Origin of the sequence: Bacillus sp. GBSW19 (genome assembly GCF_002998655.1) — a bacterium.
Lineage (GTDB): Bacteria > Bacillota > Bacilli > Bacillales > Bacillaceae > Bacillus.
Window position 1 is genome coordinate 262512 of sequence record NZ_PVRF01000002.1, and the last position, 14745, is coordinate 277256.

The following is a 14745-nucleotide window of genomic DNA, read 5'->3' on the forward strand; positions in this document are numbered from 1 at the left end:
AGGCTTACAAGGTATATGACTTTTTTGATTATTATGGCGGGGCTATTTATGCTGATTCTCTTAGAGAAGCCATTTGAGAAGAGAAGTTCTGGGTTGATATTTTTGGTGAGTTATTTACTACTGATTGCAGTTTATGTGATTCAAACAACGTTTGTGGAACTCTTATCTAATCAGCTCTTACTCATCATTGCTATTATAGTTGTTTGTCCTTTGTTAATTCGATTTTTACAGTTGTTTCGGGGGACATAAGTTGACCAATACATTAAAAAAAGATGCTGGCTATCGGCATCTTTAAGTTTTCCGAGAAAATCTCGTCAGTCTTATTTTCTTCTTAATTCCATCCATTTTATAATAGAGAAATTTCTCGTTAAAGCAAGGTGTTGTTCTCATATTCCACTCTAGAAATCCTTCTCAACACAAAGCCGATTTTGTATTGCTAGATTATTCCGATTAATGGCTTGAAGAATAATCTCATTGAAAATGTCCTGGAAAATCGTTGTATCTTTAAATCGAGTAAGGCGATGCCAAATGATAAGGAACGGGGTCATTGATGCTCAAACCTAAAAACATCAATATTCTATGCTATGCCAATTGATCTAGTGGTAGAGGCCACGTTCTTTTAAACCGATTCACCCCAACTTAAAGAAATGCAAACAACATCAATAAATATCCACGACCCTGTTCCTTATCATGAAGCAATGGATCTAAAACGTTTTGATATATTAGTCGTACAAAACCTCCCTCATATTAAACATAATATAACCTCTTTTTATAAAGCGGAGCCACATATATAATGAGGGGTAATAGTCATCATAAATATACAGTATATATTTTTATTTAATAGCACTATAAGGGTAGCAATTATCATTTAAGAATAATAAATTAGAACCTTTTAGTCTTCATACTCCATTCATAATGTCCTCGAACACCATTCTCCAACCTAGATATGAATTTAATCATACCACTATCAAAAGGCTCATTACTGATAAAGACTTTATTTTTAAGTTCAATGAATGTATTAATTTCTATGTTTAACATTTCCTTTGCTCTATCTAAAGCTGTCTCTATTGAACAATTTTCTTGTTTTTGCAGAATGATAACCAAATTATGAATTTCATCATTCTCAAATTCTTTTTTAAAAGATAATAAATCATTTGTCCAATTTACTATTTTATTGATAGAGTTAATTAAATCTCTCAGTAAAATACTACGACTAGAAGCAGGAATAAAACTTCTCCCTCCTCTTTCTATTAGATCAAAACAGACAAAAACACTCCCACTATGCATCCTATGATTGACGTACTCTTCAAGAGTTGGTATGTACTTTTCTTTTTCATTTTTAATTTCCCATTTAATAGAATTAAAACAATTTTGAATACTTTGAATAATTCTTTTTTTCCATTCATCAGGCATTCCTATACTAAGACGTTTCCACCAATCATGCCACGCATATAAAAAAGTATCATCATCATAAAATGCTCTTTCATTAAGAATTTCAATTATCTTTTTAGAATATATATCATATAACTTTTGATTGTTCAAATTGTCGCTATAATCATCCAATATACAAAACAATAAAAGATAATCAGAAGACAATCTTACACTGTCGTAAGAGTCATAAGGTTGAGAACGTCCTGCCAAGTATGAAATTTTTTGTCTTTCATATCTTTTTATGTTTGAATCATTCATTAAATTATTAATTTTAGCCCAATTAACTGTGTCTTCATGTACTTTTTTAACATAAGGATTGATAGAACTTTCGAAACATTCTTCTATTTTCGGTATGTTTTTTACTTCTAACATTTCGTCCTCCTAAAAATTATTTTCTTTTTTATGTATTTACCCTGTTTAAATTTTCAAAAAACGCAGTTAATAATCTTGTTTTTCTGTCTAAAAAAAGATAAACAGAAAAATGCTTATCTTAACAGAATAATTAATAAAAAATACCATTTACCTGTTTCCGCAGGGTAAACTATAAAGAGACTTGAACAATATTCCATTATTAAACAAACAGTTGGTTTAACTTTGTTCTTGTCTTTGTACAGAATCTCTTTGAATTAATTGCGTATATGCTTCTTCATAAAATGAAGTAATGTTTGGCCTAAAGCAGTTAGGATAACACCTTTCCCATCACATTTTGGGCATATTTTTTCTTCGTTCTTAATAGAAATATGACTTGTTCCATTACAATTAGGACAAACATGCTCTAAATCGTCTGTTGATATAATGACTGACATCTCTTTCACCTCAACTTATAGAATAATGATGTTTCTTGGCTAAACCTTAAATCTAATAAGATCCATAAACATACATTTTTTAAATAAAATTTCTATTTGGCAATAAAGATATCATATTATAACATAATTAAAGTGCTCAATGTTTGAGTGACAAATTAATCTATTAAGGAGGCTTTAAGAGAGCTGCATCGTGCAAACCATTAATTGAGCGACCAACATAAAGCCCTGAACAATTAAGGAATCTCAATACACCACAATGATTAAGGATGTTTTTAGCGAAGTAATTAAATATTTATCATTTTTTGCTCCTCTATAAACTGCACCATTAGATTCTGCTCCGACATACGCTTCACAAAGTCTGTCAAATCAAGTGATGGATCTATTAAAGGGCATAAAAAAAGACGCTCAAAAAATAGCGCCTTTTAAAAATAATGATAGAGTTTTGGAACTTCTAAAATGATGCCAAACCCGTATCAAGGGCTTTCAAACCCTTGATACCCGACTGCATTCTAAAAGTTTTGATGGAGACGGTGGGAGTCGAACCCACGTCCAGAGACATCGATTACTTAAGCGTCTACGAGCGTAGTCAACATATTTCGTGTTCACTCATCCGCATGCCTGCTGACGGGCGCTTGGAGAGCTAGTCTGATGGATCTCTTCTTACGTCCTCAGACGGAAACGTAAGCGTAGCCTACTTCATTGGGCTCCTCACAGACACATAGGCGATGTCAGGAAGAGCTCGCTGCACTTATTAGGCAGCTAGTGCTAAGTTTTGGTTAAAACTTTTAGTTTTGCCAGTTACATTTAAGTGCGTGTTAACGAGATCGCCTCTCGGCTCGCAGCCTAAGCTCGAACCATCCCTGTCGAATCCGTAACGTCCCCTTGTAAAAGGGATATACGGGATGGAAACGTTCAGCTTAACTGCTTCCGTATATAACTATTATAACAATCTCTTCGCTTGAAACAACTGGTGGTTTCTGTAAGAAAAGCAATGATTGTTTACTGCATAACATATTGTAGCATAATGCTTCCGCTCTCAGCAAGACATCTGCATGAATCTAGAATTGCTTTTGGCGATCACGGAAAGCACGCTCGATTTCACGTTTTGCATCTTTTTTCTTCAGATCGTCACGTTTATCATATTTCTTTTTCCCTTTACCAATTCCGATCAGCACTTTGGCAAAGCCATTTTTTAAATAGAGTTTCAGAGGCACGAGTGAGTAGCCCTCTTCCTTTGTCGCACCAATCAATTTGCTGATTTGCTTGCGATGAAGCAGCAGCTTTCTCGTTCTCAGCGGATCATGGTTATAACGGTTCCCCTGCTCGTATGGGCTCACGTGCATGTTGTGAAGAAACACTTCTCCTCGCTCGATTTTGGCAAAGGAATCTTTTAAATTCACTTTTCCTGCACGAATCGATTTGATTTCAGTTCCTTGTAACACAAGGCCGGCTTCATACGTTTCTTCTATAAAATAGTCATGATTTGCTTTTTTGTTTTGGGAAACAACCTTTCCCTCTCCCTTTGGCATTGGCGTACACCCTCCTTTTGACACAAACACGGTCCAAATCGTACGGATTATTTTATCAAACAATCCAGCTTTCGACAATGCTGACGCCATATGGTCAAAAAGCAAATAGAGCGTGACGCCCTATTTGCTTTTTGGCACGTTACTTTTTCTTTTTACGCTTTTGTTTTGGCGCGTTATCAAATACGCGTTTTTTCTTTTTTTTCTTCTTACTGCCTGTGAACCAGTCACTTCCGCCTTTATCTTCCTTTGGTTTATCCCCAGAGGCATTTTGACCTCCGCGTCCTTTTTTCGCTGGTGAATCTGTCCGTTTTTTGAACTTAAAATCTTTTGGCGATTTACGGCGGGTGCCTTTCATGCCGACGATTTCAAAATCAATGGAGTGCTCATCTTTATTAACACTAACCACTTTGACAGTGATTTCGTCACCGATACGGTAGACATTTCCTGTCCGCTCACCGATCATGGCAAAGTGCTGTTCATCAAAGCGATAGTAGTCGTCTGTCATGTAGCTGACATGGACAAGACCTTCAATTGTATTCGGCAGTTCAACAAATAGTCCGAAGTTCGTCACGGAACTAATCATGCCATCAAACTCTTCACCGATTTTATCAAGCATAAATTCTGCCTTCTTGAGGTCATCTGTTTCACGCTCTGCATCGACTGAACGGCGCTCCATAGTAGACGCATGATCTGCGATTTCAGGCAGCAGCTGGCCCCACTTTTCTAAGGTTGCTTCGTCTGTTTTTTTCTGAATCAAATAGGTTCTGATCAGTCTATGCACGATTAAATCCGGATAACGGCGGATCGGTGATGTAAAGTGCGTATAGAATTCCGTTGATAACCCAAAATGGCCGATGCTTTCTGGATCATATTTCGCCTGTTTCATCGAACGAAGCATCACGGTTTGTATCACAACTTCTTCTGGTTGATCCCTCACAGCATCAAGTACACTTTGAAGGGCACGCGGGTGGATGTTTGTCGACGTTCCTTTCACAATGTAACCAAACGTTGTCACGAACTCTAAAAAGCGCTGAAGCTTCTCAGGATTTGGTTCTTCGTGAATTCGATATATGAAAGGTACATTCAACCAGTGGAAATGCTCTGCAACCGTTTCGTTTGCAACAAGCATGAATTCTTCAATTAATTTCTCTGCGACAGATCGCTCACGAATGACAACGTCTTTCGCCGCTCCTTCATCATCTACAAGCACTTTTGCTTCCTTGAAATCAAAGTCTACTGCTCCGCGCTCCATTCGTTTGTCGCGAAGAATCTCTGCAAGCTTCTCCATCTCTTGGAACATTGGCACAAGCGGCTCATATTTGTCTAAAAGCTCTTCGTCTTGGTCGACTAAAATCTTATTCACATCAGAATAGGTCATTCTTTCCGTCGTTTTGATCACACTTTGGAAAATCTCATGTTTGACGACCTTCCCATTTCGATCGATGACCATTTCACAAGACAGGGTGAGACGATCGACCTTCGGATTCAATGAGCAAATACCGTTTGACAGGCGGTGCGGGATCATCGGAATGACGCGGTCTACGAGATACACACTCGTTCCACGCTCATAAGCTTCCTGATCAATCGGGGAGTTCTCTGTGACATAATGAGAGACATCTGCAATATGCACCCCTAGCTTATATTTGCCATCATCCAGCTTTTGCACCGTAACGGCATCATCTAAGTCCTTCGCATCTGCTCCGTCAATTGTTACAATCGTTTCGTTGCGCAAGTCACGTCTGCCTTCCAGGTCTTTTTCATCAATCGTTTCAGGTGTGTCTACTGCCTGCTGAAGCGCTTCTTTTGGGAACTCACCTGGCAGGCCGTGTTTATGAATGATCGATAAAATATCAATGCCAGGGTCATTTTTATGACCGAGGATTTCAGTCACTTCGCCCTCTGCACTCATTCTTCCTTCTGGGTAGCTTGTCAGCGTCACGACCACTTTATGCCCTTCGACCGCTCCATTTTTAGCGGATTTCGGGATGAAGATATCGGTTGTGATTTTTTTATCATCAGGAATGACAAAGCCAAAGCTTTTCGTTTCTGTGTAGGTACCGACAACCGTCTGAGTATTACGCTCCAGAATTCGGATGACAGTTCCTTCTTTTTTTGTGCCGTTTGATTTGTGGCTGACACGAACCATGACCGTATCACCATTCATCGCTGTGCCTAGCTCATTAGGCGGAATGAAAATATCATCCTGTCCAAACTCTTCTGGTGTCACAAATGCAAAACCTTTTGCATGAGCAGACAGCTTTCCTTTTACCAAGTTCATTTTTTCTGGTACACCGTAGCGATCGCTGCGCGTGCGAACAATGAGTCCTTGATCTTCCAGCATCACAAGTGCTTTGACGAGCTCTTTATAATCATCAGGATTGGTAATCTCCATCATCACTTCCAGCTCTTGAACGGTTAACGGTTTATAAGCTTCATCTTTCATAAAAGCGAGTAATTCATCCATAAATTCTTCTTTTTGCACACTCTAACCCCCTATATATTTAAATTGACCAATTAAGTGATTCTAAGAATGCATATACATCCTGATGAACCTTCTCACGCTCTTTATCAAGCGTGATCACATGGCCTGATTCTTCATACCATTTCAAATGCTTTTGATCTGTCTCTACTTCGTTATAAATGATATTCGCACTGTCTGTATTAATCATATGATCGTGACGTGCCTGAACAACAAAAGTAGGTGAATAAATCATGTCGACATTGTTTCTGACATCTGCAATCAGTTCTTGCAGGCTTTTGAGTGTATCCATTGGCGTTTTCTTGAACTCTTCCATTTCCTGTTCAATCTGCTCCTCTGACTTACCCTCGAATTTCTTATAGTTACGGGCATATTCTAGTACACCCTGGTACATGACTTCTTCACTTTTTATGTACATAGGTGCACACATAGGTACAATTCCCTTTACAGGTACAGTGTAACCTAATTTCAATGAAAAAACTCCTCCGAGGGATAGTCCGCAAACCGCAATTTCCTCATAGCCTTCATCTTTTAAGAATTGATAGCCTTCTTCTACATCTTTCCACCAGTCAGCCGGGCCAGATTGGACAAGCTCTTCTGGCGGCACACCGTGTCCTTTATATTGAGGTGCATGGCATGTATACCCTCTTTCGTTCAAATAACGGCCTAGCATTCGAACATCGGCTGTATTCCCAGTAAAACCGTGAAGAAGAAGCACCGCCTTTTCTCCACCTTTAAACGTAAATGGTTTCGGTGTAACAACTTTCATGATGTGACTTCCTTTCCTTCTGATATGGTTTATATTTTCCACTTGTATGTATGAAACAAACACAAAAGAGTGCTGATAATAAAAAAAGGTCTGAAAAAAGATCAGACCTTCTGTTACTCGCGCCTTACACGCCTAGATATGCCAATGCAAGTGTTAAGATGAAGAAAAGCACTGACAAAATAACCGTTAATCGGTGAAGTATCAAGTCAAGGCCTCTCGCTTTTTGCTTACCGAAAAGCTGCTCGGCTCCACCTGAAATAGCGCCTGACAGTCCAGCACTTTTACTTGATTGTAACAATACAACGATGATAAGTGCGATACTGACAATTACGAGTAATGTGATAACAAATGCGTGCATGAAAACACCTCCAGACAAACTGGTACACATAACTTTATTTTACATGAAAACAAGGTGCATGTCACGAAACATCAAAATAAAGATTCCCTCTATATTGTCGACTTTATTCGTTATTTTGATTCAATTTCATTCCAAAGAGTAGTATGCAGCATTTTTTATATGCAATTTTCGGTTAAAAATACGTTTTTAACGGGTTGCTTCTTCTTTCAATAGCTGTTTTAATTCTACTAACAAACGTTCAGCTCCTTCAGGACTCAGCATCACATTCCCATTTCCATAGCTTTTGTTATACTTCGTCACTTGTCCAGTTAACAGGCAGCTCTTATCTGCATCATATTTTTTCAGCATAATGGTTTGATCTTCAATGAAAATTTCTAATAGCTGCTCTTCTTTAATATTGAGCACCTTGCGCATTTCTGAAGGCAGAACAATTCTGCCTAGTGAATCAATATGTCTGACCATCCCAGTTCTTTTCAACGACATTGCCTCCTTGATCATTTCATTCGTTGACTTTTGTCAACATCTTCATAGTAAAATAGATCTTCAAATTTTTTATCAAAGTAATGAATCATTTTGCCAATGACAAGCTGGCCTGGTTTCCGGTGACCATTTAATACCCTGCTGAGTGTGGCAGGAGAAATGCCAATTTCATCAGCGAGCTGATTTAAAGACATATCGTTTTCGATCATATACTGCATGACAAAAGCCCGCCTGATCTGAATCTTTTCGACCATCATTACAACCTCCTATGGAATCAATATGTACAACGTGTAGGTGCTCACATGAAACAGATCTATTAACTTAAGTCAACACTTTTACCCCTCTGCTATTTCCTTTGGTCAATGATCATACTAAAATAAGTCATATACTGAAATGTGAGGTTCGATGTCATGAATCACTTTGGTGAACAATTACGCATTTTAAGAGAAAATAGAAAAATGTCTGTCAATCAACTCGCCATGTATTCAGGTGTAAGCGCTGCTGGAATTTCTCGTATTGAAAATGGAAAGCGCGGTGTGCCAAAACCTTTGACTATCAAAAAATTAGCACATGCCTTGAAGGTGCCTTATGAGGATTTAATGCTGCTTGCCGGTCATATTGAACAGGAGCAAGTTCATGAAATGAAACCAAAATATGAATCCATGTTGAAAATCTATCAAACGGCGCTTCAAAAGGATGTAGAACATCTTCCCATTTTTGATGGGGACAAATGGGAAAGGCTCTCCGCACAAGACATCAGCCAGCTGAATGAATACTTTCTCACGCTCATCAACCAAAAAAAGGCGAACAAATAGCGGGGCATAAACCTAATGTACATCCACTATTAACTAATGTCAATATTTTCATGGTATACTTGTTGCCAATAGTCAACAAATCAGATAAAATAGACATATCTAATCTATAACCATGTGAGGTTTTGCCTTGATGAACTTTGGTGCATATTTAAGAGCATTACGTGAGGAAAAGAAGCTGTCAGTGAACCAATTAGCGATGTATTCAGAGGTCAGCGCTGCTGGTATTTCTCGTATTGAAAACGGGAAACGCGGTATTCCAAAGCCTCCTACGATTAAAAAACTAGCCGGTGCATTAAAGGTCCCTTATGAGGAAATGATGCAGGCTGCGGGCTATATTGAGGAAGCCTCTTCTGTCCATCAGTTGAAGGAAGAGGAAATGGCATTATCCAAAATAAAGGAAGCTGCAGCGCTATATGAACTTGGTGATCTCGAAATATTTGATGGAGACATTTGGTCAACTCTTTCGAAAAAAGAAATAGAGGATCTTAACCGCTATCTGTTATTTATGTTAAACAGCCGTTCGTCATCATAGAATGTTTTGAGCATTGACAAGCTTTTTGAGCTGATTTATGACAGATTTACGGTATAATGGGTTCAGATTGGAGTGAAGAAAGATGAATCAATCTGACATGTGCCCGCGGTTTGAAAAAGCAGTTGAGTTATTGAGTAAACGCTGGGTTGCACTGATTGTTTTTCAGCTTCTCTCAGGTCCGCAGCGCTTTAGTGAAATTGAGGCTGCTCTGACAAATTTAAGCGGAAGAGTATTATCTGAGAGATTAAAAGAGCTGGAAGTAGCAGGCATTGTAAAACGGGAGGTTTTTGCTGAAACACCCGTGCGCATTGAGTATTCTTTAACTGATATGGGGCGTTCCCTTGCACCCGTTTTTGAGGAAATTTCGAAGTGGTCCTCTGAATGGATCACGCTTGAATCATAAAATACCTGCATGTGAACCGCCTGATCATCATAAAACAACCTCCCTTACAGATGTAAGGGAGGTTTTGTCTTTTTAACCGCTTAAGCAGATGTGATGTTTTTTGCAGCTAATGCTTTTCTTTCTTTTTTCTTGTTAGTTGGGCTTAAATAGCGTTCGAGCCAGCCCATGACTAGGTCAGCGATAATGGCCATGAGCGCAGTTGGAATAGCACCTGCTAAAATGATGGCTGTTCCATTTGTGGCGTTTGATCCTCTGATGATGATATCACCTAGACCTCCCGCACCAACAAATGTCCCAATCGCTGTAATGCCGATGGCGATGACAAGGGCGGTTCTTAAACCAGCCATAATGACCGATAAAGCAAGCGGTAATTCAACCATTCTCAGCACTTGCCATTTCGTCATGCCCATCGCTTTACCCGATTCTAAATAAGCATGTTCAATGCTGACAATCCCTGTATACGTGTTGCGGATGATCGGCAGAAGCGAATACAGAAAGAGTGATAAGATGACTGTATTTGCGCCAAGACCTAATACAAGCATCAGCACGGAAAGCATCGCTAACGCCGGTATGGTTTGTATAACATTGGTAATGGCGAAGATCCAATTGCTCAGCTTACGGTAATGCGCCACAAAGATGCCTACTGGAATTCCGACAATCGCCGCAAACAGCACCCCATACGCTGACATGAGAAAATGCCGATAAAATTCTTCTAACACATATGAACCGTTCTGCTGATAATACGTCCATAATTGCTGCAGTGTGTCCATCAGCCGTGACACCTCCCCATCTTACTCAAAGTAATTGTGCTTTTTCAGGAAATTTTTCGCAACGGTGGCTGGTTCTTGAAGCTCCCCGTCGACTTGATAGTTAAGCTCTTGCATTTGCTCTGTATCGATTTTTCCGATCAGCCTGTTGATCACCTTATCAAGCCCTGGGTTCTCTTTTAGGACTTTTTCCGGGACAACTGGCGATGCATCATATGGCGGGAAAAACCGCTTATCATCTTTTAAAATTTTGAGGTCATAGGCTTTGATTCGTCCATCTGTTGAATAGGCAAGCACAATATCCATTTTTTCATTTTTTAATGCATCGTAGACTAAACCAATCTGCATTGGATACGTGCTTCCAAATTCAATTCCGTATGTTTTCACGAATCCTTCATAACCGTCGCCTTTCTTTTTGAGCCAAATATTATCGACACCGAACCGGTAATTTTTCGCATTCTTTTTCAAGTCAGAGACGGTTTCTAACTTGTTTTCCTTAGCCATCTTTTGCGTCACGGCAAAGGCATACGTATTATCAAAGCCATAGGAATCAAACCATTTGTAATCATAGCGTTTCTTAAATTCTTTTTGGACGATCTCCATCGCACGCTCCGGGTCTTTTTCCGCATCCATTCCAAGCGTACTCGTCAAATCTGTCCCTGTATATCTTGTGGCAGAAATGTCGATATCTCCGTTTTCCATTGCTTTCTGCTGTACGGTATTAGAGCCTAGGTTTTTCACAATGGTTGTCTTTTTATCTGTGTAATGTTCGATGATATCGCTAACCATGTAGGCCATAATTTCTGATTCGGTAAAGTTTTGTGCTCCAATTCGCAGCGTATTACCTGAAGAGCCGGCTAGTCCAGGTAGTGAACAGCCGCTTATCAATAGCAAGCATCCGGCAAGCAGTGCACTGATCCATCTTGTTTTTCGATTCTTCACATAAGCCAACTCCTTATGAAACTTCCTTCAATCCTTTTAAGCCTTCTGGTGTTACTTTTTTCTCCAGCTTCATCAATGAAAAGTCGATGATGACCGCTAAAATGGTGACTGGGATGGCACCTGCAATAATGTATTCCGGCTGGTATAGCTGAAGTCCAATCAAAATGTAGTCACCAAGACCTCCTCCACCGATAAAAGCAGCAAGTGTTGTCCAGCCAATTAAATAAATCGTTGACGTTCGGACACCTGCCATAATGATCGGTACAGCAAGCGGAAGTTCCACAAGACGAATTTGTTCCCATGTGGTCATGCCGATCCCTTTACCGGATTCAAGCATGTTTTTGTTCACACCTTGGACGCCCGCATACGTATTTCTCAAAATAGGCAATACCGAATAGAAAAAGAGAGCAACGATTGCAGGTATTTTCCCCACCCCCAAAATAGGAATAAAAAATGCAAGAATCGCTAAACTAGGGAGTGTTTGAAAGATATTCACGACACCGATGACAAAACCTGCGCCTCGTTTCATTCGTGTGAGAACGACGCCTAAAGGAACGGCAACGATAATTCCTAGCACGACGGCAATTAAGGAAATATATAAATGCTCCCACATTTTTGTGAGGAGTTCCCCACCATTTTTCTCTAGAAAATCGATGATTTGATCCATGTGTCCACCTCCCTTAGTTCATTTCAATGGCAGACGCCGGCGTATCGTCTCCCCAAATAGAGTCGTACACAACATCTACAAGACTTGCCCGTGTTACAATGCCTTTTAAATGCCCTTTGGCATCCACAACCGGTACATATTTAATACCGCGTATTAAGATTTTCCGAACGGTGTCTCTTAGAAGTGCGCCTTCTTGTACAGTATAGAACTCTGTATTTAAGATCTCACCAACGAAAGCCGCTTTTCTGCGGTTCGCATCGATTGTTTCAATATCGATATAGCCTTTTAGCACATGATGTTCATCTACTACAAGCAAGGAATCGACCCGCTTTTCTCTCATGATGTAGATGGCATCAGTCAACGTTTGTTCGACTGTAATGGTGACTGGTGACGTGTTCATCATTTGTTCTACACGTTCCATATTCGGATTTGATTGAAGCAGGCGTTCTTTTCCGATGAATTCTTCTACGAACTCGTTGGCGGGGTTACGCAAAATATCTTCAGGTGTGCCTACTTGGACAATCTCTCCATCTTTTAAAATCACAATTCGGTCAGCGAGTTTAATGGCTTCATCCATGTCATGTGTGACGAATACGATGGTTTTATTTAACGTTTTTTGCAGTTTCTTAAATTCTTCCTGCAATGTATCTCGTGTAATTGGATCAAGTGCACCAAATGGTTCATCCATGAGGATCAGAGGGGGTTCTGCTGCCAGTGCGCGAAGAACTCCGATGCGCTGCTGCTGTCCTCCACTGAGTTCATGAGGATAGCGCTCTAAAAATTCCGGGCCCATGTCGACGAGCTTCAGCAGTTCGCGTGCTCGTTCTTTCCGTTTTTCTTCCGGCCATTTTAAGAGCTTCGGCACAAGTGAGATGTTTTGCGCGATGGTCATATGGGGGAACAGTCCAATTTGCTGAATCACATAACCGATTTCTCTTCTTAATTGAACTGGATCTTTTTTCATAATATTTTCTCCCTCGATGAAAATGTTTCCTGAGGAAGGTTCAATGAGTCGGTTGATCATCTTCATGGTTGTTGTCTTACCACAGCCACTTGGTCCAATAAAACAAATAAATTCTCCTTTTGCTATTTCTAAATCAATATTTTTGACAGCTTTTTTTCCGCCTTTATACGTCTTAGATACATTCTCTAGTTTCAGCAAATGAGACACCTCCAATTAGTTGGATCTATATATTCAGAAAATTTACACCTTATTCATTATAGTGCAAACTTTATAAAATAAAAAGTTTATGATGTGTTTGTATTGCATAAGATTTATATAAAATTTTCAGTTAACGCTGTAATATCTAGAGATCTCTCCTTTTTCCTTCAAATTACTAGCAATTACTCAATATTTATTGTTTTCATCAACAAACAGGTATATGATATATTGTGTTACAAATTGTCAGTCGTGAAGGGATGAAGCGGGGAGTGGACAAGCAAGCGTTAGGCGCCATTCAAAAAGCACAGGATCATTATATTGAAAAAGCTGCGGAGAACATGAATGCCTTTGGTCTTTCTTCTACAGTGGGTAGAGTGCTTGGTATCATTCACATGAACCGTAAACCAATGACGCTGGAAGAGCTATCAGAGGCGACCGGCATGAGCAAAACGAGGATGAGTCAAGTCGTTCGAGAAATGCTCGATTTGAATATTGCGGAAAAGGTTTATGAAAAAGGAATACGTAAAGATCTTTATGACGTTGAGCAAGATCAATACCAAACGTTTATTTCATTGTTTGCAGCCAATTGGTCCCGAGTTGTCAGCAAAAACCGTAAAGCACATAAGAAAACGTGCAAGGAATTGCAAGAGCTGCTTGAACAGGACGACTTACCTGAAGAAACAGAGGATAAAATCAATCTGCTTCTTTCAGAAATCAAGGAAAGTCTTGATTACTATGATTGGATTAGCCGCTTAATTGAATTCTTTGAAAGTGAAGAAGTATTTAAGCATGTGCCGAAACCTTAAAAAAAGCTGTTTTATTTTACATCATTGTAGAAAAAAACAGCTTTTTTATATACACTTATGACATAAACATCGGAAACATCCCTTTTAAGCCTGCGCCGATCATCTCAACTGCCACTACAGCAAGAATTAATCCCATCAAACGCGTCACAACATTCATCTCTGTTTTCCCCATTTTCCGCATAATGAAACTGGAATAATGAAAGGCATAATACGTCATGGCAAGAACAATGATAATGCCGATTAGAATCGAAAACATGTGGAGCATCCCTTGACTTCCCGGGGTTAAACTCATTACTGTAGCGATTGTACCGGGCCCAGCGATGATCGGGATTGCCAGCGGCGTAACGGAGATATCTGCCTTCTCTTTGCTTTCTGCCTTTTCCTCCGAATGAGGATTTTGGACGTGTGATTCTTTTGCATTCAGCAAATTGTAAGCGATACCAAAAATAAAAATACCTCCGGCGATGCGGAGTGCATGAATATCGATCCCAAACAATTTGAATATGAGCCTGCCTGCCAATAGAAAGGCAATCAAAATAATGAAAGAGACCACGATGGCTTTTTTGGCTGTCTGAGCGCGTTCTTTCTCTGTATAGCCTTCTGTTAAGGTGATGAAAAGAGGCACGTTTCCAATGGGGTTTGATACAGCAAATAATGAGACCACAACATGAATCATAAAGGAAATCAACAGACACCCTCCTTTTTTCATAGTGTCTGCCAAACTGATGTGAATATTCCCTTTGATGTTAAAACCTGTTTATCTTTAACCGATGATAATAGAGGTTTAAAGAAAAGGGTT

Annotated in this window: 17 protein-coding genes and 1 other RNA gene; 4 read left to right on the forward strand and 14 right to left on the reverse strand. The window is 39.5% G+C overall.

What is annotated here, in order from left to right; genetic code table 11:
* Positions 1-882 precede the first annotated feature (882 nt).
* The 9 genes from C6344_RS11145 to C6344_RS11185 all read right to left on the reverse strand — a co-directional run bounded on the left by C6344_RS11145 (position 883) and on the right by C6344_RS11185 (position 8109).
* Complete coding sequence (locus C6344_RS11145; RefSeq protein ID WP_066030409.1) at positions 883-1803, reverse strand: terpene synthase family protein; 921 nt, start codon at positions 1801-1803, stop codon at positions 883-885.
* A gap of 254 nt (positions 1804-2057) precedes the next feature.
* Positions 2058-2237, reverse strand: coding sequence for a tryptophan RNA-binding attenuation protein (locus tag C6344_RS11150; RefSeq protein WP_080869546.1), 180 nt, complete (start codon positions 2235-2237; stop codon positions 2058-2060).
* A 519-nt stretch (positions 2238-2756) separates the two neighbouring features.
* Positions 2757-3119: a transfer-messenger RNA gene (ssrA, locus tag C6344_RS11155) on the reverse strand.
* Positions 3120-3295: 176 nt separating this feature from the next.
* Positions 3296-3766, reverse strand: a complete 471-nt coding sequence (smpB, locus tag C6344_RS11160) for an SsrA-binding protein SmpB (protein WP_060597311.1) — start codon at positions 3764-3766, stop codon at positions 3296-3298.
* A gap of 139 nt (positions 3767-3905) precedes the next feature.
* A complete protein-coding gene (rnr, locus tag C6344_RS11165; protein WP_106072091.1) occupies positions 3906-6248 on the reverse strand; it encodes a ribonuclease R in 2343 nt (780 codons plus the stop codon).
* Positions 6249-6267: 19 nt separating this feature from the next.
* Positions 6268-7014, reverse strand: coding sequence for an alpha/beta hydrolase (locus C6344_RS11170; RefSeq protein ID WP_060597313.1), 747 nt, complete (start codon positions 7012-7014; stop codon positions 6268-6270).
* 124 nt (positions 7015-7138) lie between these two features.
* Positions 7139-7372 carry a preprotein translocase subunit SecG gene (secG, locus tag C6344_RS11175; RefSeq protein WP_003212746.1) on the reverse strand — a complete coding sequence of 78 codons (234 nt, stop codon included), beginning with the start codon at positions 7370-7372 and terminating at the stop codon, positions 7139-7141.
* Between the two features lie 186 nt (positions 7373-7558).
* Positions 7559-7849, reverse strand: a complete 291-nt coding sequence (locus C6344_RS11180; RefSeq protein ID WP_060597314.1) for an AbrB/MazE/SpoVT family DNA-binding domain-containing protein — start codon at positions 7847-7849, stop codon at positions 7559-7561.
* Positions 7850-7866: 17 nt separating this feature from the next.
* Complete coding sequence (locus tag C6344_RS11185) at positions 7867-8109, reverse strand: helix-turn-helix domain-containing protein (protein WP_106072950.1); 243 nt, start codon at positions 8107-8109, stop codon at positions 7867-7869.
* Positions 8110-8262: 153 nt separating this feature from the next.
* Between C6344_RS11185 and C6344_RS11190 the strand changes: the two genes are divergently transcribed.
* The 3 genes from C6344_RS11190 (at position 8263) to catR (ending at position 9602) form a co-directional block, all read left to right on the forward strand.
* Positions 8263-8667, forward strand: a complete 405-nt coding sequence (locus tag C6344_RS11190) for a helix-turn-helix domain-containing protein (RefSeq protein ID WP_034660010.1) — start codon at positions 8263-8265, stop codon at positions 8665-8667.
* A 130-nt stretch (positions 8668-8797) separates the two neighbouring features.
* Entirely contained in the window at positions 8798-9199 is a 402-nt protein-coding gene (locus tag C6344_RS11195) for a helix-turn-helix domain-containing protein (protein ID WP_060597316.1), read from the forward strand.
* Between the two features lie 82 nt (positions 9200-9281).
* A complete protein-coding gene (catR, locus tag C6344_RS11200; protein WP_106072951.1) occupies positions 9282-9602 on the forward strand; it encodes a catDE operon transcriptional regulator CatR in 321 nt (106 codons plus the stop codon).
* A gap of 80 nt (positions 9603-9682) precedes the next feature.
* Here the strand turns inward: catR and C6344_RS11205 are convergent, their stop codons facing one another.
* Genes C6344_RS11205 through C6344_RS11220 form a run of 4 tightly spaced genes read right to left on the reverse strand, consistent with a single transcriptional unit; the run spans position 9683 to position 13140 of the window.
* The gene (locus C6344_RS11205) at positions 9683-10372 is read right to left on the reverse strand and encodes an ABC transporter permease (RefSeq protein WP_034660014.1); all 690 of its coding nucleotides are present in this window, start codon (positions 10370-10372) and stop codon (positions 9683-9685) included.
* Positions 10373-10393: 21 nt separating this feature from the next.
* On the reverse strand, positions 10394-11311 hold the full coding sequence (locus tag C6344_RS11210) for an osmoprotectant ABC transporter substrate-binding protein (protein ID WP_034660015.1): 918 nt from the start codon (positions 11309-11311) through the stop codon (positions 10394-10396).
* 13 nt (positions 11312-11324) lie between these two features.
* Positions 11325-11978, reverse strand: coding sequence for an ABC transporter permease (locus tag C6344_RS11215; RefSeq protein ID WP_060597318.1), 654 nt, complete (start codon positions 11976-11978; stop codon positions 11325-11327).
* A 13-nt stretch (positions 11979-11991) separates the two neighbouring features.
* Positions 11992-13140 (reverse strand): betaine/proline/choline family ABC transporter ATP-binding protein, encoded by a 1149-nt coding sequence (locus C6344_RS11220; protein WP_034660016.1) that lies wholly within the window; start codon positions 13138-13140, stop codon positions 11992-11994.
* 269 nt (positions 13141-13409) lie between these two features.
* Between C6344_RS11220 and C6344_RS11225 the strand changes: the two genes are divergently transcribed.
* On the forward strand, positions 13410-13946 hold the full coding sequence (locus tag C6344_RS11225; RefSeq protein WP_060597715.1) for a GbsR/MarR family transcriptional regulator: 537 nt from the start codon (positions 13410-13412) through the stop codon (positions 13944-13946).
* A gap of 55 nt (positions 13947-14001) precedes the next feature.
* Here the strand turns inward: C6344_RS11225 and C6344_RS11230 are convergent, their stop codons facing one another.
* Complete coding sequence (locus tag C6344_RS11230; RefSeq protein ID WP_060597319.1) at positions 14002-14634, reverse strand: MarC family protein; 633 nt, start codon at positions 14632-14634, stop codon at positions 14002-14004.
* Between the last annotated feature and the right edge of the window lie 111 nt (positions 14635-14745).

Excerpts from the sequence above, each read along its gene's own strand:
- secG (WP_003212746.1), bottom strand. The coding sequence starts at position 7,372 with ATGCACGCATTTGTTATCACATTACTCGTAATTGTCAGTATCGCACTT.
- C6344_RS11190 (WP_034660010.1), top strand. The coding sequence starts at position 8,263 with ATGAATCACTTTGGTGAACAATTACGCATTTTAAGAGAAAATAGAAAA.
- C6344_RS11195 (WP_060597316.1), top strand. The coding sequence starts at position 8,798 with ATGAACTTTGGTGCATATTTAAGAGCATTACGTGAGGAAAAGAAGCTG.
- C6344_RS11145 (WP_066030409.1), bottom strand. The coding sequence starts at position 1,803 with ATGTTAGAAGTAAAAAACATACCGAAAATAGAAGAATGTTTCGAAAGT.
- catR (WP_106072951.1), top strand. The coding sequence starts at position 9,282 with ATGAATCAATCTGACATGTGCCCGCGGTTTGAAAAAGCAGTTGAGTTA.
- smpB (WP_060597311.1), bottom strand. The coding sequence starts at position 3,766 with ATGCCAAAGGGAGAGGGAAAGGTTGTTTCCCAAAACAAAAAAGCAAAT.
- C6344_RS11205 (WP_034660014.1), bottom strand. The coding sequence starts at position 10,372 with ATGGACACACTGCAGCAATTATGGACGTATTATCAGCAGAACGGTTCA.
- C6344_RS11215 (WP_060597318.1), bottom strand. The coding sequence starts at position 11,978 with ATGGATCAAATCATCGATTTTCTAGAGAAAAATGGTGGGGAACTCCTC.
- C6344_RS11185 (WP_106072950.1), bottom strand. The coding sequence starts at position 8,109 with ATGATGGTCGAAAAGATTCAGATCAGGCGGGCTTTTGTCATGCAGTAT.
- C6344_RS11150 (WP_080869546.1), bottom strand. The coding sequence starts at position 2,237 with ATGTCAGTCATTATATCAACAGACGATTTAGAGCATGTTTGTCCTAAT.
- C6344_RS11170 (WP_060597313.1), bottom strand. The coding sequence starts at position 7,014 with ATGAAAGTTGTTACACCGAAACCATTTACGTTTAAAGGTGGAGAAAAG.